The organism is Thermostichus sp. OS-CIW-31 (assembly GCF_054060305.1).
The window spans coordinates 1-18,297 of sequence record NZ_JBSSDA010000027.1 but is presented as its reverse complement, the minus strand read 5'-3'; the positions used below and the strand labels follow the sequence as shown (position 1 = coordinate 18,297).

Genomic DNA, 18,297 nt, shown 5'->3' with positions numbered 1-18,297 from the left:
GCGTTCTCACACCGGTCAAGCGCGAGGAGCGTGGAGCGACGGGAAAGAATCCCCCGGCTCTAGCCGTGGGGAGAACGTCGATTCCTGCCCAATGGAAGGGCCGGTCGTGTGGCTAAGCTGATGGGGTTGAGCCAAGACAGGAGCATTGCCCCCTCAACCTTCTCGCACCGATTGCGGTCGCGGAATGGGATCCTGGTTTTCCGCCTGGGTGGAGCTCTGGATCCCATTCTCTCCACTTTCCAACCTGAGCAAGGGCCGCAATCGGGATCCCTGCCAGGGATCCAGGACATCCCGAATTAGCACCTCCTGAATCCACACCTGCAGGATTGCCGCCAAAGGCACGGCCAGGAACAGGCCCAGCACCCCAAAGAAAAAGGCTGAAGTAACTTGAGCTACTAGGGTTAGGGCGGGCAGGAGCGACACCTGTCGGGACATAACGATGGGGGTGAAGACGCTGCTTTCCAACTGCTGGATCAGGATATACAGCCCCAGCACTGCCAAGGACTTCCAAGGGGCATCCGTGAGGGCTACCAGCATGGGGGCTACCACGCTTAAGGTGGGGCCGATATTGGGGATGAAGTTGAACAATCCCGCCAGCACCGCATTGGCCAAGATCAGGGGCACCCCCAAAATCCACAGCCCGATCCCACTCAGCAGCATCACCAAGGTGCTGGTAAACAGGATCCCCATCAGCCACCCTCGCAGCGCCAGCTCACAGCGCTTGAGGATGTAGCGAATGCGGGGACGGTAAAAGGCCGGGAAAACCGAGACAAAAGCGCGACTGTAGGCTTGGGGATCCGCCAACAACAAGATGGTGAGGATGATTACAAACAATAGGTTGAGCAGGGTGCCAAAAAAGGCAGTGAAGGACTCGGAGAAAAAGTCGCGCACCTGTCGCACCAACTCGGTGGCCTGGGGCACCAAGCTATTGGCCAATTCCCGCAGCGTCGGCAGCTCAATATCCGTCGGCAAAGAGAGAATCAAGCTCTCGAACAGCCGCTGCGCTTGCACGATCCCGGCGGGCACCCCATCGGTAAACAGCCGCCGCAACTGCTCCGCCAGGGGGGGCACCACGATTAGCCCCACCAAGATCGCGGCCACCAAAACCGTCAAACTGGTGATGACAATCGAGGGGCCACGCCGAAAGCCGTAGCGCTGTGGGATCTGGGCCAAGGTATCCAATGCTACTGCCAACACAATGGCCGCGAACACCAACAGCAGGATCTGCCGGATCTGCCAAAGCAGAACTAGCAGGCCCAACAGCGCCCCTAGCCCCAGCCACTGGGCGAAGGTCACCCGCCAGCTCACCTCCTCTCTCGCCCGGTTGTCGCCTATTCTAGATGGGATCCCGACAAGTCCCATCGCTATTCGAGAACCCTGGATGCGCGATCCTGTCCCTTCAGAAGTGACTTTGGCCGCCCGCAGCAGTGGGAGGGAGTTTTTGCTCACGGATGAAGCTCCCCTGCTCTCGGTGGGGGGAGTGTCCCGTTATTTGAAATCGCTGCTGGCCGGGGATCCCTACTTGGTCAGGCTGTGGGTGAGCGGGGAAGTCTCCAGTTGCCAGCGCAACCGCAATGGCCACCTGTTCTTGACCCTAGTCGATCCGGAAACCGGTGACGTTCTCAAGGGGGTGGTCTGGCAGGGCCAAACTTCCAGGCTCAGCTTCTGGCCGGAAGTGGGGCAACAGGTGCTTGCCCTTGGGCAACTTGGCATCTATAGCGGCGGCAGCCATTATCGCCTCGTCATCTGGCAATTGCTGCCTGCCGGGGAAGGGCTGTTGGCGTTGCGATTTCAACAGCTCAAGGCCCGCCTCAGTGCTGAGGGCTTGTTCGATAATCAACGACCTCTGCCTGTTCATCCCCAGTGCATTGCCGTCGTTAGTTCCCCCCACGCTGCCGGCTGGGGAGATATTCGGCGCACCCTCAACCAGCGCTACCCCGGGCTACGGGTGCTGTTCTCCCCAGCTCAAGTGCAAGGGGAGGCGGCCCCGGAATCAATTGTGCGGGCCATTCGCCGGGTGGAACAGGATGGGCGGGCGGAAGTGCTTCTTTTGGCGCGGGGCGGTGGAGCCAGCGAAGATTTGGCCTGTTTTAACGATGAGCGGGTGGTGCGAGCCATTGCCGAATGTCGGATCCCGGTGGTCACCGGGATTGGCCACCATCGGGATGAAACCCTGGCTGACTACGCTGCCGACTACGCCGCCCATACCCCAACGGCAGCTGCCGAGCGGATCGTGCCGGATCTGGGGGAATTGCAGCGTCAGGGATCCCAGTTGCGCCAGAAGTTGATCGAACGCACTCGCCAAGCTTTGGAAAGGGCCCAGCAGCGTTTGCAGCAGGCCCAACACCACCTGGCTTACGTGCATCCAGAGCGGCTGTTGCAACAGGCTCAGGATCGCTTGACCCAACACCAACATCGCCTGCTCCAAGCCGTGCGCCATCGCTTCCAGCAACGCCAACAGCACCAACAGGCCCTGCAAGATCGCCTCCAAGCGCTCGATCCCGAAGCCATTCTGAAACGGGGCTATGCCTTGGTGCGAGATGAAGAGGGATCCCTGATCCGCACCCATCGCCTGCCTCCCCAAACCCGCCTGATGATACAACTGGCCTCGGGAAGCCTATGGGTACGAGTAGAGGAGAGCCATGAGCCGCCGCAAACGTGAGGAGCCGTGGCGCTATGAAGCAGCCATTGCCGAGGTGGAAACTTTGATTGCCCAGATTGAATCGGGGGAGCTGGATCTGGCCGAGGTGGTGGAGCGCTTTCAACAGGCCGCCCAAACCCTGAAAACCTGCGCGGACTTTTTAGAGCAAAAGCGGCAGCAGGTGGAGATCATCATCGAGCAATTGGGCCAAGAGGAAGAAGACTCGCAGGCGTTCTAGGGATCCCACCTGATCATTCCCCCTGCACTGCTGTCGCCATTCTGCTTCACTATGGATGGTCGTTGGATGGTTGTCTTTATCCTTGCGCCCCCATGCCCGCAAAGATCCTCGATGGCAAAGCCTTAGCCGCCCGCTTGCAAGCGGAGATGGCCGCCCAAGTGCAAGCTTGGATACCTCAGGTGGGGCGTCCACCGGGATTGGCAGTGCTGCGGGTTGGAGAGGATCCCGCCAGTGCGGCTTACGTGCGTGGCAAAGAGCGGGCCTGTGAGCGGTTGGGCATTGCTTCTTTTGGCCGACATTTTTCCGCCCAAGACTCCCCTGCCCATTTGCTCGACACCATCGACCAACTCAATCAGGACGAGCGGGTGGATGGCATCCTCGTCCAACTGCCCCTGCCCCCCGGCTGGGATCCCATCCCCCCCCTTCTGGCCATCAATCCCGACAAAGATGTGGATGGACTCCATCCCCTCAACCTGGGCCGGCTGTTGCGCGGCGAGCCCGGCCTACGCAGTTGTACCCCCTTGGGCGTGATGCGCCTGTTGCAAGCAGAAGGGATCCCGATTGCAGGCCGAAAGGCAGTGGTGGTTGGTCGCAGCATCTTGGTGGGCAAGCCCTTGAGCTTGATGTTGTTGGCCGCCGATGCGACGGTCACCCTAGCCCACTCCCGCACCCCCGACTTGGCAGAAGTGACCCGCGCCGCCGACATTGTGGTGATGGCCGTGGGCCGCCCCCGCCTATTGAGGGCAGACATGGTGAAACCCGGCGCGGTGGTCATCGACGTTGGCATCAACCGCATCGAGACCCCCACCGGAGCCGAGCAATTGGTGGGAGATGTGGACTATGAAGCGGTCAAAGAGTTGGCCGCTGCCATCACGCCCGTACCGGGAGGCGTAGGGCCGATGACGGTAACGATGCTGCTGGCCAACACCCTACAGAGCTATAAACTGCGCAGCCACTTGTGTAGTCATTATTAAACAGGAATGAAACATTTCTGTTGCATTGTTCCCTAACTTCCCTCTCTCTCTGGGAGAAGAGCTGGGGTTGGTCGCGGCAGCGGCACAGAGCGCTTGGGGAGTGTCTCAATCTAGCTTGAAATGACTATGGTTTGGAGACTGTTCTCAAAATGTTCTGTTGCTTGGATCCTCCCCCTTTGGCCCAGAAGAGTGAGGAATGGAGAAGTTGCCCCAGAGGAGTTTGAGGTGACCGCTGCAAATGTCCAAGCTGCGCGCGGAGCACCCTAAGGCTGCAAGATCATCGACCAGGAGCCGCTCTCCCCATCCCAAAACGGGGCCAGAGACTCTCCCACCACATTGGGCCCCCAATAGCGGCGGGTTCCATCCAGGGCGAAAGCCACCACAATGTCTCCGGGGCCGATTTGCAGCGGTTCTTCTCCCAAGCTCAGCAGCAATCCTTCGCTGCCCCCTTCTCCAGGGGCAAAGTCCCAGTGGGCCGTTTCCGGATTGATCATCCGTTCGCCGCTGCGCATCAAGATCACCAGCCGAACCGGATGGAGCGTGCGATTGCCGACACGAAAGGATCCTGTGCGGGCGGAGGTGGGGGCAGCCTGGGGGGATAAGACAGGCTCTGAGGGCAGAACAGGGACAACATTCCCCTCAACGGAATCCTCCAAGGCTTTCAGCGTCGGTTTCTCCAGAGTCTGTGCCCTCAATCCCTGCACGAGAACCCCTACCCCAACCAGAGCGGCAGACAACACTAGGGATCCCTTGCCCCTCAAAGCTCTGTTCAGCAATGGGCCGCCGGCGAAAAAAGAGGCAACAGCCTGAGCGAATGAGCAGATCAAGACGCACATCGAGACCACTGCAAGCCAAAGTGATACGTGTCGAGTTAGACAAAAGGCATCAACTGCTGCCCTACCCCTGATAGACCAGCCATACGCGTACAGAGTTCCATCAGAGGATAACGCCCCCACCGTGCAGAACACGATCGTTCAGCTACGTTAACACGTCCATTCCTCTATTCCCTGTGCTTTGGAGGAACAAGGAATAAGGGATCCCCCGCCCCAGACCAGGCTGAAACCAGTTTGGATCGCCTTCAGGGATTCACGGCCCGACGCTGCCACCCTTTGGAAGTGCGCTCGTACACCGTCCGCAATTGGGGATAGATCTGATCCCCCTTAAGCTGCAAGTGATCCACCTCTGTTGGCTCCAGCAGTAATGCCACAAAAGTCTGCGGGGGCAGCGGATCTTTCTCTTTCGGCAACTCTTGAATAAAAGCCTCTGGCGGGGCGAGCGGCCCTTTGGGTTCCGGCCAAAACCAGAGGAGCCGTCCTTTTTCCGATATCTGTTGCCACAACTGCTGCCGCTGGCGCTGAGCTTGGGGATCCGGATGATCCGCGGCGATGGCCTCAAGGGTGCCGGCAATGCGGAATTGTTCGCGGGTTTTGCAGAAATACCAGCAGATCTGAGCCTGGGAGCAGTGGGCAATTTGTCGAATCTTCTCGCTACGACTATCCACCGCCAATTGAATGCGATCGGTATCGCCCAAAAACCCCCGGAAAACCACCGTGCGGTTGCGCGGATGCCCCTGGGGATCCACCGTGGCCAATTGCAAATACCGCACACCGGGATCGCTACGGTTACGGTGCAGTGCCGCCTGAATCAGCGCCCGCCAAGAGGGATCCGCAGTAGAATTGCCCTTCGGGTCTTTCATCCGTTTTTCGCAAGGTGCAAGCAAGCCAGGATTGGGGCTCTCTCTCCCTTAGCTAGGGGGTGGAGAAGCCTCAGATTGGGAGTCTCTGGAGAGCCCTGGTGAAGACTCCACACCGCTGACGCGACCAGAGCTGGGATCTGGCTCGGTTGGGCTAATGGGATGAAAGTGGTGCTCTACCCAGCCCTCCGGCGGCCCCTCAAACCGCTCCGGCACTGGCTGCTTCACCTGTAATCCCCGCAGCATCGCGTTGAGATAAGCACTATCCCAGGTAAAGAGGCGGCTTTCGCGGATTTTGTGCCACACCGAACGCGACATCAGCAACGTCCGCTCTACATCCTGGGCTCCCAGCTTCAGCAAGAACTCCTCCCGTTCCGGCTGGTAATCGGTGGAGGCCAAGGCCAGAGATTGCGGCGGATGAGCCTGAGTAAGCTGGGCCATCTTGGCCATGAGTTCGGGGTAAAGCCAAGTGTAGGCAGGGTGAACCGTAAGCTTGGCCACATGAGGTTGCTGCCCAGTGCGATCCAACTTCAAGTTGAAGTAGCCGATGGCGGTTTTGCGTTCGGGCTCGTAAACACACACTTCCACCCGCTCCGTCTGGCTAATGGCGCATTTGGCCTGCTCCAAAAGCCAATCCAGTGGGCTAGTGCGAAAATCGTTCACCTCACGGTCGTACACCTGGCGCACAGTGGCCGGCATGGATCCCGTATCCAGTTGGTAGATGGCGTAGGCATCCCGATTGGTCACCGGCACCAGGTTGGGCAATTTGGGCTCGTGCTGGCTGAGAGCTGCCAGAATATCGGCTGGAATCGACCAGTAGGTGATCTGAGCCAAGGGTTGGAAGCCGTTGCGCCGGTAGAGCGCCATTGCCCCCTTGTTGTGGATGTTCACCTCCAGGATCCAGGTGCGAGCTTCCCGAAAGTGCTCCATGCAGTGCTTGAGCAGCCGGGATCCCACCCCCTGGCGCTGGGCAGAGGGCGCTACCGCGATATGGTCGACCCGCCAGGTGCTGCGGGAATGGTTGAAGGGAGAAACCTGAATCACCCCCTGAATCTTGCCCTCCAGCTCCGCCACATGCACCGTAAACATGTGCTGAAAGCGATTGGGAAACAGGGTCAGGGTTTTCAGGGGCCCATACCACTGGCGCAACCGCCGCACTTGGCGACGAATATCCACCGAGCGGCTGCTGTACTCTTCATCAAAGGCTTGCGCCAAAATCTCTTCCACAGCCTCCAGATCCCCCAGTTGGGCGGGGCGAATGATCAGGTCAGGGGCACCAATGGGGGCTTCGGAATCCGGGTCAGGTTTTGCTGTGGTGTTGTCCATGCCAATCGCAGGCGGGAGAATATTCAAAGCATAGCTCAGGCTCTCTTGCTTTTTCTAACCGGGAGGATCGTTCTGCAACAAAGCTTGAAAGCCTACAGATCGGCTTTCCCGTTATCGAGAAAGGCTTGGCCGCCAAGAAGGGCGTGAACTCAGCCTCCCGGTAGCTGCCCAACAGTGACGAACGGGAGAGCTGGCCCCCTACCCTGCTGGGGTCAATGCCGGGTCGCTCACGCCCCAACGTCTAGCAAGGTCAAGTTGCTGAAGGTGAAGCGCTTCTCCACAGGGCCGGTTTCCGTCTCGGTCTGGATACGCCGCTCCGAGAGGATGTAGTACTGGCCCACTTTTGTATACAGATCCTCGAATTGGCTGCGCCCGCCCTTTTGCTCGCCCGTTTGGGGATCGTGATAGACGGAATCGTAGCGGTGGGAAAGATAGCCTTCGCCGGTATCGTGGCTGCTGAAGGTGTGGATGGTAACCACCACTCCGTGGATATGCCGATGCACCATGGTAACCTGGTTATCGCGCACGTGGTAGCGATCCCCTTCGGCTTTGCCCCCCACCAGGATCTCCACTGTGCCATCGGGCAGGGTTTGGCCGTAACGGAAGGTGTTGTTCCCATGGGTCTCGTCGAAGCTGCGGCGCACCCGGTGAATGGCAATCTCCCAGAGTTGGTTGTGAATGGCTTTTCGAGCTTCCTCATCTTCTACGCCCGTAACGGTGGCCTTTAGGTCTGCCCCCACTCGCACCTGCCCAACGAATGTGCGCTCCCCATCCCAATAGGTGACCTCGGCGCTGTAGCCCGGGAAAGCGGGATCCCAGGTGTAGCGGTTTTCATAGGCGGCCCGAAACAACTCTTGGGCAGAGACTTGAGTGGCAATCATCGGCTGTCTCCTTCCTGTTTTCCTTGCAAGCACTTCCCCTGAGCATCCATCATACCGCCCCCTGCTGTTGGGCTGCCCCCCAGTTGCCTTCGCTGAGAGCCTGCATCTGGTGAACTGGCCTAGCCGCTCCCCTGTCCGCTGCTGCAGGATAGAAGCACAGCCATGGGAACTTCTTCCTCACACCCAATTTGGCTTGCGAGTTTAGCCGCTGCTGTGATCCCCAGAGTATTCTCTGAGAAGGGTTCGCCTATTTTTTGTGGGTGAGGAGGGAGATTGAAAGGTTTTGACAATCGCGTCAGCGGGGCGGATCCCCTAGAGCCTGGCCTGACGCCGCCCCAGACCGGCATGGCAACCGCGCCAGAGATGATGGGGCCAGTGCTGAAAATCATTGGCAAGCAGACCCTGAGTGGCCACATCCCTATTGGCGGGGCAAAAAACTCTGCCTTGGCGCTGATGGCCGGGGCCATCTTGGCTCCTGAGGCTTGTCGAATTCACAATGTGCCCCGTCTGCTGGACATTGAACGCATGGGGCAGATCCTGGCCACGCTGGGAGTTAAGGTTTCCCATGTTGGCAATACCCTCGACCTGGATGCCAGCTCCCTGAAAACCTCTCAAGCTCCCTATGAATTGGTCAGCCAGTTGCGGGCCAGCTTTTTCATCATAGGGCCTCTGTTGGCGCGGCTGGGGGTGGCCAGAGTTCCCTTGCCCGGCGGCTGTGCGATCGGGTCTCGTCCTGTGGATCTGCATGTGCGGGGTCTGCAAGCCTTGGGGGCAACGGTCCAAATCGAGCATGGGGTGGTTCATGCCTATGCCCGTAAACTGTTGGGAACCCGTATTTACCTGGACTATCCCAGCGTCGGTGCCACCGAGACCTTGATGATGGCCGCTACGCTGGCGGATGGAGAAACGGTGATCGAGAACGCCGCCCAAGAGCCGGAGGTGGCGGATCTGGCCCGCTTTTGTCAAGCCATGGGGGCCCGCATTCGCGGTATCGGCACCAATACGGTTGTGGTGGTAGGGGTGACCCGCTTGCATGGAACGGAGTACACCGTCATTCCCGACCGCATCGAGGCCAGCACCTATCTCATTGCCGGGGCCATTACCCGCTCTCACCTCACGGTTGGCCCTGTTATTCCCGATCATCTGCGGGCGGTGATCGCCAAGTTGCAAGCGATGGGGCTGCGGGTGGAAGAAGAGGGCCCAAACCGGTTGCGCATTGCCCCAGCTCAACTGAGCTCAGGCTGGCTGTGTCAGGCAACTGATATTCAAACGCTGCCCTATCCCGGTTTCCCCACCGATGTGCAGGCGCCGATCATGGCCTTGGCCGCCTTGAGCGAGGGCAGTTGCACCATTGAGGAGACAGTGTTTGAAAACCGCATGCACCACATTCCCGAGCTGAATCGCATGGGAGCCGATATTCGCCTGAAGAACCGAGTGGCCCTGATCCGAGGGGTGCCGTCCCTTTCCGGCGCTCCGGTGGTGGCCGCCGACCTGCGGGCGGGTGCGGCCCTGGTGTTGGCCGGTCTGGCGGCTGAAGGCTGCTCCACGATCTACGGATTGCACTACATCGACCGTGGCTATGAAGCCATTGACGAAAAGCTGCGCAGTGTCGGGGCCAAGGTGTACCGCAGTGAAAGCCCGACAGGGATCCCGCAATTGGGGAAATGAGCTGTTTCACTGCTGTCTGAAATTTGAAGATTTGAGGAAAGAACTGCTCCTCTCCCTGCTTATCGTCTGGCCCCAATGCTCGGTGACCACTTGCCAGGTGAGCTTTCCAGCCGTTTCGCAAGTATCGAGTTGTCTGGTGACTCAACGCAGTCAGGTTGAGTATCGTAGGTCAGAGGTGGTGGGGAGGTAAAGCATGGGGATCCTGACAAGCAACCAACGACGCTGGACAAGATGGGCTGCCGGTGTGCTGGCAGCAGGAGCGGCTCTGGGTGGAGCTGTCTGGGGCTTCTACACCTCATCCTGGGCAGAAACCGTAGAAGTGGCCTCTGCACCAGAAGACAGGGATCCGACGCAACTGCCTCAAACTTCCACAGTGGCCTTTCTGCAAGCCTATGCAGCGCTACAGGCCGGCCAAGCGCAATCTGCCTTGAAGGATTTGCAGGGGCTGGAAGAGAGCCTGCCGGTTCTGAGGGAAGAGATTTGGAAGCTCAGGGCCCAAGCCTATGAACAGTTGCAGGACAAGGAAACAGCCCAAGGGATCTGGTGGCCCAAGATTTTGCAGGAATATCCCCACAGCCCTGTCGCTGCCTATGCCCTCTGGGGGATGGGCCAGGTGGATCGGCTGCGGCAGCAATTTCCCACCCATCCGCTGACCGGACGTGCCCTCAAGCATTTGCTGGAGCTGGATCCCGACCGCTATGACCTGCTGCGGGATTTGGCCCAACATCACCCGCAAACCCCTGGGCTAACGCCGCTGCTGGATCGCTGGCGGCAGGCTCAAGAGGGATCCCTCACGGCTTCCGACTGGCAGATCCTCGCCGATGCCTACTGGGAGCAACGGGAGTACGGCAAAGCTGCCCGGGCCTATGGGCGTGCCCCCGCCACCTCTCAGAACCTCTACCGCTGGGGCCGCAGCCACCAGATCTCGCGGGAGTTTCCCCAGGCCAAAGCGGCTTACCAAGCGCTGCTGGCACAGTTTCCCGATGGGCCAGAGGCTTCTCTCACCCGCCGCCGTTTGGCGGAACTGAGCGACCTGCCGACGGCGATCGACTTGCTTCGACAGGTGGGAGCCGGCTCAGATAAAGAAGCTCCAGAGGCGTTGCTCAGCCTCAGCCAGCTTTACGATCGCAACGCCAGCCCCCAATCGGCCCAAGCCACCCGGCAAGCCCTTTGGGATCGCTTTCCGGCCAGCGAAGCTGCAGCCAATGCCGCCTGGACAGTGGCCTGGAGCCAAGCACAAGCAGGCAATCTCAGCCAAGCCATCGCCCTGGCCCAACAGATCGGATCTGCTCAGCGGGACACGGAAATGGGGGCACAACTGCTCTACTGGGCGGGCAAATGGCGGGAACAGCAGGGGGATGTGGCTGCAGCTCGGCAAACCTATCGGCAGGTGCTGCGGCAGTTTCCCCACACCTACTACGGCTGGCGGTCGGCAGTGCAACTGGGCTGGCCGGTGGGGGATTTCTACAGCGGGCGCAAAAGGGTTGAGGTGGATTTTCAGCCGGTGCGCCAACCGTTGCCAGGGGTCTCTGCAGTTACGCAAACCCTGCATTTGATGGGAGCCAGCCAACTGGCCTGGGAACGCTGGCAGGGCGAAACTCCCGTGCAGCGGGATCCCGGCCAGATGAGCGTTGCCGAGCGCTTTGTTACGGGCATTTTGCGCAACAGCGCCGGAGAGCACCTGCGGGGCATTAACCAGGTGGCTGCTTTGCGCTTTAGCGAAGAGCCGGATCCCTTGCTGGAGACGTTGAGGCAGCGCCAAGATTTCTGGCAGGCCATCTATCCGCTGCACTACTATGCCGGCCCAGACAATTCCTGGAGCGGGGATCCCTACGCCCAACCCGGCTTGGCCCACTGGTCACGGCAATTTAACCTCAATCCCTTGATGGTGGCGGCTTTGATCCGGCAGGAATCCCGCTTTGAGCCAGAGATCGTCTCGGCCTCGGGGGCTTTGGGCTTGATGCAGGTGATGCCCGCTACTGGCCGCTGGATTGCCCAGCAGATCGGCCTGGCCCAGTACAGCCTCACCAACCCCGCCGACAATCTCTACCTGGGATCCTGGTACTTCGACTACACCCACCGCACTTACCAAGACAACACCTTGCTGGCCCTGGCCAGCTACAACGGTGGCCCCGGCAACGTGGCCAGATGGCTGAACCGCTTTGGCTTCGAGGATCCGGACGTGTTTGTGGAGCAGATCCCCTTCCCCGAAACCCGGGGCTATGTGAAGTCCGTGTTTGGCAACTACTGGAACTACTGGCAGCTCTACACCCAGGAGGGGCGCACTCTGGTCAGCCAGCGACTGCATAACCCCTCGTCTTCTTCATGACTTCCGGTTTTGTCGCGGGAGTGCTGCCGTAGAGGGAGTGGGCTTTTTTCCCACAGTATTCTGGGAGAGTTACAGTTATTCCAAGATTTGGCAGTCAAGATTTGACAGTGCCGTTCGCGCTGACAGGACGGGGTTCTATGGTCTCTGGGTTTGAACAACAGGAGGGCGTTTGCGTTAGCAGCGCGGAGCACCATCAGGGGGCGGCAGAAAAGCAGACTGCCCGACAGGAATTGGCCGTGGATTTTATTCGCCATGGCATAGCCGAGGAACCCCGGCCAGAAGTCGAGGATGCCTTTCGGGCCCTTACAGACGAAGGTCGCAAGCGTTGCCGCAAGGTTGCCCGCCAGCTCAAGAACATGGGCTGGAGGTGGGATCTCCTGCTCACCAGTCCCTTGGTGAGGGCTCGGCAGACGGCTGAGATCTTTTTGGACGAGAACCTGGCCGAAGCTGTGGAGGTGTTTGAACCGCTGGCTCCGGGCGGCAGTTTTGCTGACCTGGTGCGCTGGCAAGCAGAGCGGGAACCTCTGGCGTCTTTGGCTCTGGTCGGTCACCAGCCGGATCTGAGCCTGTGGGTGCAAACGGCCATTGGGCTGAACCCGGCCCATGCCGACGCGATCACCCTCAAAAAAGCGGGCCTGGCCCAAGTGCGCTTTGCGGAAGGCCGGATTGACTACCGCCAGGGATCCCTGACTTTGTTGCTCTCCCCCAAGGTGGTGCTGCGCTGAGAAGAAGCTGGCTCATCATGATAAACGCCCAACGAGTCGGCCAGAGGTTGTGCCCCTAGGTTCAGCGCTGAGAGGAGGTCAGCCGCTCTCCCAGCAATTGCACACAATAGGCCGCCAGCCCCAACCCCACCATGGCAAACATGAAGGCAATCAGGGAAACGGAACCGACCAGCAGGTAGCGCACCAGAATGCTGATTCCGCGGGCCAACGATCCAATCTCCACCTCAATTGGCGGCAACTTGGCCAACATCGAGAGCAGCAGTTGAAAGAACCCGTAGCCCAAACTGACGGCGATGGCGGCCCCCAAGAGGGCACTGAAAGGATGGGGGGATCCCTGGGGCGAGGCGGAAGACATGGGGCAGCACCGGAAAACTCACCTTTATTCTAGGCTGCAGGTACAATGTGGAAGTTTCTTTTCTTTCCGGCAAGCCTAGGGGTTATGGAGAGCGGATCGGGAGTGGGATCCCACTACGAAGTTTTGGGCGTTTCCGTGGCGGCGACGGCGGAGGAGATCAAGTCTGCCTACCGTCGTTTGGTCAAGTATCACCATCCCGATAGCCTGCTGGCCAAAAAAGATCGGGCCACCGCTGAGCGCATCCGCCAGATCAACGCTGCCTACGCGGTGCTCAAAGATCCGCAATCTCGCCGCGACTACGACCGGCAATTGCACTCCAGCCGCACCTCACCCTGCCCTCAGCCGACGGGATCTCCCCATGAAACCGTCAGCCACGAAGCCATCGCCCGCGCAGCCTGGATCCGACAGGTCTACACCCCCCTAAACCGAGTTTTGGGGCCCTTGTTGTCTTCCCTAAAGCCTCAGTTGAATGCTTTGGCGGCGGATCCCTTTGATCCCGACCTGTTGGAGTCCTTCGCCACCTATTTGGAAGAGTGTAGCCAGAAACTGGCCCAAGCTCAGCAGATCTTTCGGCGCCTTCCCAATCCCAGTAGCTTGGGGGGAGTGGCTTCTCGCCTCTACTACGCCCTCAACCACCTAGAGGACGCTCTAGAGGAGCTGCAGTATTTCCCCCTGAACTTCGACGACCGCCATCTGCACACCGGACAAGAGCTGTTTCGCCGGGCAAGAGGGCTGCGCCTGGAAGCCATGGAAGCTTACGCCAAGAGTTCACCCTAGGCCAGAGCGGGATCCCCCCCTGGGCAGAGAGGGGCGAGGATCATAGGGGATGGGGATGTACTGCACGGAAGGGCGGCCCATGGTGGCCTGTGGGTACAAGTCCATCAGGGCATAGATTTGGGGTGGCAACTCAGTAGAAATGGGCAGGCCCAACCTTTGGGCTTCTTCGGCAGTGATCGGGTAGTCGTGGGTAACTTGTCCACTGGTTAGGTACTGGATGAGGGGCTCGATGCGTTCGGGGGCAATTTTGCGCTTGGGCACATCGTCCTTCAGGAGATCCCGCACGAAGTTCTGTACCTGTTGCATCGCTTTGCGGGCCAGATCTGCCAGGATCAAGGTTTGGTCATCGATTTCGGCAATGGGTTTATCCGCCACCACCTGCAGAATACTGGCGGCAGCATACCCCCCCAACTGCGGATCCACCGGCCCCAGGACTGCATTGGCATCCATGACGATTTCATCGGCGGCCAGGGCCAGCATTGTCCCCCCCGACATGGCGTAGTGAGGCACGAAGACCGTCACTTTGGCCGGATGGCGGATCAGGGCGCGGGCAATTTGCTCCGTGGCCAGCACCAGGCCACCGGGGGTATGCAAAATCAAATCAATCGGGGTATTGGGTGGAGTGAGGCGAATCGCCCGCAATACCTGCTCGGAGTCCTCGATGCTGATGTAGCGGGAAACCGGGATCCCCAAAAAACTAATCGACTCCTGGCGGTGAATGAGCAGAATCACCCGGCTGCCCCGCTTTTGCTCCAACTCCCGAATGGCCATCAAGCGCCGGAACTCTTGGGCACGACGGTTCAGCAGAGGTTGCAAAGAGCTGAAGATCAGGAAAATCCAGAACAGGCTGCCCCAGTCCACTTTCGCACCTCAAGTGGGATCCCTTTGACTCCAGCATAGGGGATCCAAAATCTTCGGCGATCCCTGAGCCTCATGAGTTGGGTTCAGACGCCGCAAAAAAGCGATCCAAAGCCTGCAGCAAATCCGGTACGGAAGCTTGGTCAATCCAGGATCGAATATAAGCCTGCTGCTCCGCCAAGTTTTCAATGCGGCCCAACTTTTGCATGGCCAAGTAGCGGGTTTCTGCCGCGGCGCGATTGGTTTGCAAGTCCAGCCGCTGCTCCGGGGTCAGCGGATACTCCGTTTGGGCCAGCAGGTAATCCGCCACCATCATGAACAGCAGAGGCCCCGCCAATTCCACCTGAGGCTCGGCTTCTGGCTCAGAATCAGCAACAGCGAGATCTTGGAGATCTTGAAAAAGATCCTGACCCAGTTGCAGCAGCTCCTCTGCTGAAGCCGCCCGCAGCACCGTCTCGGCAGCAGCCTGCAGCGGCTCTGGGGAAACCCTGTGGTGAGTGGCCAATTCCGCCAGGGCCTGTTCCCATTGATCCCGTTGGGCTTGCACCACAGCCCGCTCTTCTGGAGAAAAGTCCAACCGCTCCAGCAACACCTGCAGAGCCACAGCCCCCACCAACAGAGGGGGAAAGCGCAGCACCGTAGAGGCGGATCCCGCCTGCTCCAAAAAGGCTTCCAAATCCGGGCCGGATCCCCTGTCCAGCAAGTCCTGCAAGTAGGCCAACACCTCTTGGGGCGAGGTCAACCTGAGGATCCCTCGCACCTGTGCCCGCAAGTCTGCGGGGATCCCAAGGAGCTGCACCTGGACTTCGGCCCGCGCCTGTGCTTCTGCGATCAACTCCGGCAAATCTGCCGTCGCCTGACCGGCCTGCAACAAAACCTGGCTAGAGTCCTGCAACAGGCTGGCCGCTTCCACAAACAGCAGCACCTGAGGGACTTGCAGCGTTGGCCAAACCATGCTAGCCGGGCTGTGGATCCGCAGGGGATCCCTCCGATTCTGGATTGGCTGGCGCAGCGAGGTGAGCTGAAGTGGGCTTGTGCCAGTGCAGACCGATCAGAGCATCGTACAAAAAGCCCCAAAACTCTCCCTTCTCCCAGATCCCCAGCGTTTGCTGGCAGTTGCGCGCGTCCAGCTCAGGTTTGGCTGCCCAGTAGGCTGCTTGGTATTTGTACCAGGGAACAGAAGGCCAGAGATGGTGGATCAGGTGATAGTTTTGCCCCAACAGCAGAATGTTGGTCAGCCATCCGGGATAGACGCGGGCATTGTACCACCGCTCTTGAGATTGAAAAGGGCGATGGGGCAGGTAGTCAAAAAACAAGCCCAGCAAGAACCCCATGATAAAGGCAGGGGGTAGCCAATAGTTCATGATGTAGTCGGTGTAGCCGAAGTAGCTGGCCAGACCAAAGGTCAAGACTACCACCAGCCGACTCAAGCCCCACTCCAGCAGATCCCAGCGACCTTTCCGCCAGAGCTGCCGCTTAAAGAAAAACACCTCATGGTAGAAAAACCGCGGCGCGATCAGCCACAGCGGCCCTCCCGTTGAGACATAGTGATCTGGATCGTCTTCAGGATGGTTGACGTGGGCGTGGTGCTGCATGTGTACCCGCTTAAAGACGGGATAGACAAAACCCTGCAACAGGGCAGAGCCGTGTCCGAGTGCCTCGTTCAGAAAGCGGTTGCGGTGGGCCGAGCCATGGGAAGCATCGTGAATCACCGTGCCCAGAACATAGAGGGCCACAAAATTGAGCCAGAACACCATCCATTTGGGCCAGTGCCAAAAGGCGTACCCGCCAAAGCAAGAGGCCGAAAGCACCACCGCAGCCAAAAACATCAGCAAGGTGGGATTCCAAAATTCCGAGGGTGGCCCCAACAGCTCACGAGGCAATGCGAAAGGTTTTTGGGCTGGTTCAGCAGTAGCAGCAACAGTCATCGGCAGCCATCCTTAGGTGCGCACAGTGCAGACAGAGAGGATGGGTCGAGGCAGCGCGTCCCAGTCATCACACCGAAAAGAGATCGAAGAGATAAGTTTGTTAACTTTCGTTAGTATACGGCAGAGACCTGCCCAGCTTCTCAGCCCAAGCCTTATTTTCCTCACAACCCCAGCCATGGGGGCACCTTCCTCTCCTGGCCAAGGATTCCTGAAGGATCCCGGCAACGGCAAACTGCCCCTGAAGCCGGAGAAAAGCCGTAGTGTGAGGTTTTGTTGCAATTCATGTGCAGATTGCGAGGGGATCCCAGCAGGAGGGGTAATCTAAGGGTCGGTTAACCTGAGCTGAGGATGGAAACCATGATGCCTGTTGTTGCGCTGTTGGCTCTGACCGCTCAAACCAGCCCCTGGTCCCCCCTGAGCGCCGTGATCATTCTGCTCTGCACAGGGCTGGCTTACCTGAGCTTCAAATCCTCTTCTGGAGTGGCCTCAGAGACCGGGCCGGTACTGGGAATGACCTGGCCAGAAGTCATCGGGGTTGCCAGCTTTGGCCATTTGTTGGGAGTGGGGGTCGTTTTGGGCCTCTCTAACATTGGCGTTCTCTAGGTCGCCACTTCCTTTACATTTCTTGAACTTAGTCCGGATCCCTGCTGGATGATGTTAAGCTCTATTTTAATTCTGAAAGAAGCAGTTTCTTCAGCCGCATTTTCCCCTGAGGTTTGTTGCTATGTCAGCGATGGTGCTCCTGGCCAGTTTGCCGGAAGGCTATGAATTGTTTGACCCGCTGATCGACATTTTGCCGATCATCCCTGTTCTGTTTTTCCTGCTGGCTTTTGTCTGGCAAGCGGCAGTGGGCTTTAAGTAAAGCCATTGCTTTTACTGAGGTCGCAAAGGTCTCAAAGGCCTGGGTGGTCTGGAGAAAACTCAAGCAAACCTAAAGGGCTTCCCCCAGCTTATCTCCCAAGTTGGGGGCTCTTTGCTTTGCCCATTTATGGTCATTTCGATTCAAACTAGGACACTGCACCCACGCCTAAAACGTTAAATGCACCGTGCCAGAAGGCCTTTCAAGGACTCCGTCCCGCTAGCGCGAACAGTAGCTCAGGTGTCTTGCCCTGAACTGGAACGACTGTAAACGACTATAAAAACAACAAGCCGTCTCGCCACTGTCCACATGACTCCCAAAGGTGGGCCAGGGATCCGGCGCTAGGGCTCACGGTCGAGGACACCGGTAATCCAGAGAACCCCTGCCAAGCAGACGAAGTGGGCAAACGTCACGTTGATGTTGGCGGCCAGCAGCAGCACTCCTGTCACCTGGTTGGCCTGGGTGCGGGAAAACATGCGCGCCAACAGCTCGCCCACTTGGGCTTCCATACCAATCAGAGCGAGGAAGGCCCCAATGAGGCTGATATAGGTGACCAACTGCAACTGCTTGGGCAGATCCAATTGGCTTAGGGCATCGGCAGAAGCTGAGCGGCGCTCCGCGTGGAGCAAGTAGCGCCAGTTGAAAAATAGACCGGCTGCCAGGGTGAGCAATGTAAACAAGGTGAACCAGAAGGCGATGACAGCCCCCAGCGAGTCATCTCGATAGACGGTATTTTGGCCGATTAAAAAGCCAAACCACAGCAGCAGCGCCGTCGCCCCCAAGATCGCCTGGAACCAAAACCCGAAGCGACGAGTCAGGCGCAAGCGAGACTTCATCCGCTCGATAGCCGCCCGCACTGACGGCGACATGGGCTCGTTCATCTTTTTCCCCCGCTCGCCTGGATGAACAGCAACTTCCGCTTCCAGCCTATCTTTATCCTCTGGCCCCAGTCACCAAATTTTCGGGCTGGAGGCCCGCACCATAGCCGCAGGCTTGGTGTCGGGAGGAAAGCCCTCCTCCATATAGGTTTGCTGGTCAAAAGTCT

At 58.9% G+C, this 18,297-nt stretch carries 19 protein-coding genes; 9 read left to right on the top strand and 10 right to left on the bottom strand.

Annotation, left to right across the window (positions count from 1 at the left end; all coding sequences use genetic code 11):
- Positions 1–153: 153 nt before the first annotated feature.
- Entirely contained in the window at positions 154–1,308 is a 1,155-nt protein-coding gene (locus ACVWY9_RS12880) for an AI-2E family transporter (protein ID WP_457388773.1), read from the bottom strand.
- 73 nt (positions 1,309–1,381) lie between these two features.
- Here ACVWY9_RS12880 and xseA point away from each other — a divergent pair, with 73 nt between their 5' ends.
- From xseA to folD, 3 genes are all read left to right on the top strand, one after another.
- The gene (gene xseA, locus ACVWY9_RS12875) at positions 1,382–2,662 is read left to right on the top strand and encodes an exodeoxyribonuclease VII large subunit (protein WP_457388771.1); all 1,281 of its coding nucleotides are present in this window, start codon (positions 1,382–1,384) and stop codon (positions 2,660–2,662) included.
- Complete coding sequence (gene xseB / locus ACVWY9_RS12870; RefSeq protein ID WP_414357481.1) at positions 2,643–2,879, top strand: exodeoxyribonuclease VII small subunit; 237 nt, start codon at positions 2,643–2,645, stop codon at positions 2,877–2,879. Before xseA ends, xseB begins: the two co-directional genes overlap by 20 nt.
- A gap of 92 nt (positions 2,880–2,971) precedes the next feature.
- Entirely contained in the window at positions 2,972–3,853 is an 882-nt protein-coding gene (gene folD, locus ACVWY9_RS12865) for a bifunctional methylenetetrahydrofolate dehydrogenase/methenyltetrahydrofolate cyclohydrolase FolD (protein ID WP_011431762.1), read from the top strand.
- A gap of 263 nt (positions 3,854–4,116) precedes the next feature.
- Here folD and ACVWY9_RS12860 read toward each other — a convergent pair whose 3' ends face one another.
- The 4 genes from ACVWY9_RS12860 to ACVWY9_RS12845 form a co-directional block, all read right to left on the bottom strand.
- On the bottom strand, positions 4,117–4,593 hold the full coding sequence (locus ACVWY9_RS12860) for a hypothetical protein (protein WP_457388769.1): 477 nt from the start codon (positions 4,591–4,593) through the stop codon (positions 4,117–4,119).
- A gap of 338 nt (positions 4,594–4,931) precedes the next feature.
- Positions 4,932–5,549, bottom strand: coding sequence for an Npun_F5749 family FMN-dependent PPOX-type flavoprotein (locus ACVWY9_RS12855; RefSeq protein ID WP_457388767.1), 618 nt, complete (start codon positions 5,547–5,549; stop codon positions 4,932–4,934).
- Between the two features lie 48 nt (positions 5,550–5,597).
- A complete protein-coding gene (locus tag ACVWY9_RS12850) occupies positions 5,598–6,872 on the bottom strand; it encodes a GNAT family N-acetyltransferase (RefSeq protein WP_457388765.1) in 1,275 nt (424 codons plus the stop codon).
- Positions 6,873–7,099: 227 nt separating this feature from the next.
- On the bottom strand, positions 7,100–7,753 hold the full coding sequence (locus ACVWY9_RS12845) for a DUF3386 domain-containing protein (protein WP_414357485.1): 654 nt from the start codon (positions 7,751–7,753) through the stop codon (positions 7,100–7,102).
- Positions 7,754–8,098: 345 nt separating this feature from the next.
- On the opposite strand from ACVWY9_RS12845, the gene murA reads away from it, so the two are divergent.
- The 3 genes from murA to sixA all read left to right on the top strand — a co-directional run bounded on the left by murA (position 8,099) and on the right by sixA (position 12,475).
- The gene (gene murA / locus ACVWY9_RS12840; protein WP_457388789.1) at positions 8,099–9,421 is read left to right on the top strand and encodes a UDP-N-acetylglucosamine 1-carboxyvinyltransferase; all 1,323 of its coding nucleotides are present in this window, start codon (positions 8,099–8,101) and stop codon (positions 9,419–9,421) included.
- A gap of 193 nt (positions 9,422–9,614) precedes the next feature.
- Positions 9,615–11,750 (top strand): lytic transglycosylase domain-containing protein, encoded by a 2,136-nt coding sequence (locus ACVWY9_RS12835; protein ID WP_457388762.1) that lies wholly within the window; start codon positions 9,615–9,617, stop codon positions 11,748–11,750.
- Positions 11,751–11,887: 137 nt separating this feature from the next.
- Complete coding sequence (gene sixA, locus ACVWY9_RS12830) at positions 11,888–12,475, top strand: phosphohistidine phosphatase SixA (RefSeq protein ID WP_457388760.1); 588 nt, start codon at positions 11,888–11,890, stop codon at positions 12,473–12,475.
- A 61-nt stretch (positions 12,476–12,536) separates the two neighbouring features.
- On the opposite strand, the gene ACVWY9_RS12825 is transcribed toward sixA, so the two are convergent.
- Positions 12,537–12,830, bottom strand: a complete 294-nt coding sequence (locus tag ACVWY9_RS12825) for a DUF3082 domain-containing protein (RefSeq protein WP_414350285.1) — start codon at positions 12,828–12,830, stop codon at positions 12,537–12,539.
- An 84-nt stretch (positions 12,831–12,914) separates the two neighbouring features.
- Between ACVWY9_RS12825 and ACVWY9_RS12820 the strand changes: the two genes are divergently transcribed.
- Positions 12,915–13,607: a J domain-containing protein gene (locus tag ACVWY9_RS12820; RefSeq protein WP_457388758.1), complete on the top strand. Its 693-nt coding sequence runs from the start codon at positions 12,915–12,917 to the stop codon at positions 13,605–13,607.
- Here the strand turns inward: ACVWY9_RS12820 and ACVWY9_RS12815 are convergent.
- The 3 genes from ACVWY9_RS12815 to ACVWY9_RS12805 form a co-directional block, all read right to left on the bottom strand.
- The gene (locus ACVWY9_RS12815) at positions 13,599–14,468 is read right to left on the bottom strand and encodes an SDH family Clp fold serine proteinase (protein ID WP_414350282.1); all 870 of its coding nucleotides are present in this window, start codon (positions 14,466–14,468) and stop codon (positions 13,599–13,601) included. The genes ACVWY9_RS12820 and ACVWY9_RS12815 overlap by 9 nt on opposite strands.
- 70 nt (positions 14,469–14,538) lie before the next feature.
- Positions 14,539–15,420 (bottom strand): hypothetical protein, encoded by an 882-nt coding sequence (locus ACVWY9_RS12810; protein WP_457388755.1) that lies wholly within the window; start codon positions 15,418–15,420, stop codon positions 14,539–14,541.
- A gap of 1 nt (position 15,421) precedes the next feature.
- On the bottom strand, positions 15,422–16,393 hold the full coding sequence (locus tag ACVWY9_RS12805; protein ID WP_457388752.1) for a fatty acid desaturase: 972 nt from the start codon (positions 16,391–16,393) through the stop codon (positions 15,422–15,424).
- Positions 16,394–16,750: 357 nt separating this feature from the next.
- Between ACVWY9_RS12805 and psaK the strand changes: the two genes are divergently transcribed.
- Positions 16,751–16,996: a photosystem I reaction center subunit PsaK gene (gene psaK / locus ACVWY9_RS12800; protein ID WP_414388601.1), complete on the top strand. Its 246-nt coding sequence runs from the start codon at positions 16,751–16,753 to the stop codon at positions 16,994–16,996.
- A gap of 121 nt (positions 16,997–17,117) precedes the next feature.
- The gene (locus ACVWY9_RS12795) at positions 17,118–17,255 is read left to right on the top strand and encodes a photosystem II reaction center protein K (RefSeq protein WP_414332566.1); all 138 of its coding nucleotides are present in this window, start codon (positions 17,118–17,120) and stop codon (positions 17,253–17,255) included.
- A 338-nt stretch (positions 17,256–17,593) separates the two neighbouring features.
- Here ACVWY9_RS12795 and ACVWY9_RS12790 read toward each other — a convergent pair whose 3' ends face one another.
- Positions 17,594–18,133 (bottom strand): DUF3611 family protein, encoded by a 540-nt coding sequence (locus tag ACVWY9_RS12790; protein WP_457388750.1) that lies wholly within the window; start codon positions 18,131–18,133, stop codon positions 17,594–17,596.
- Between the last annotated feature and the right edge of the window lie 164 nt (positions 18,134–18,297).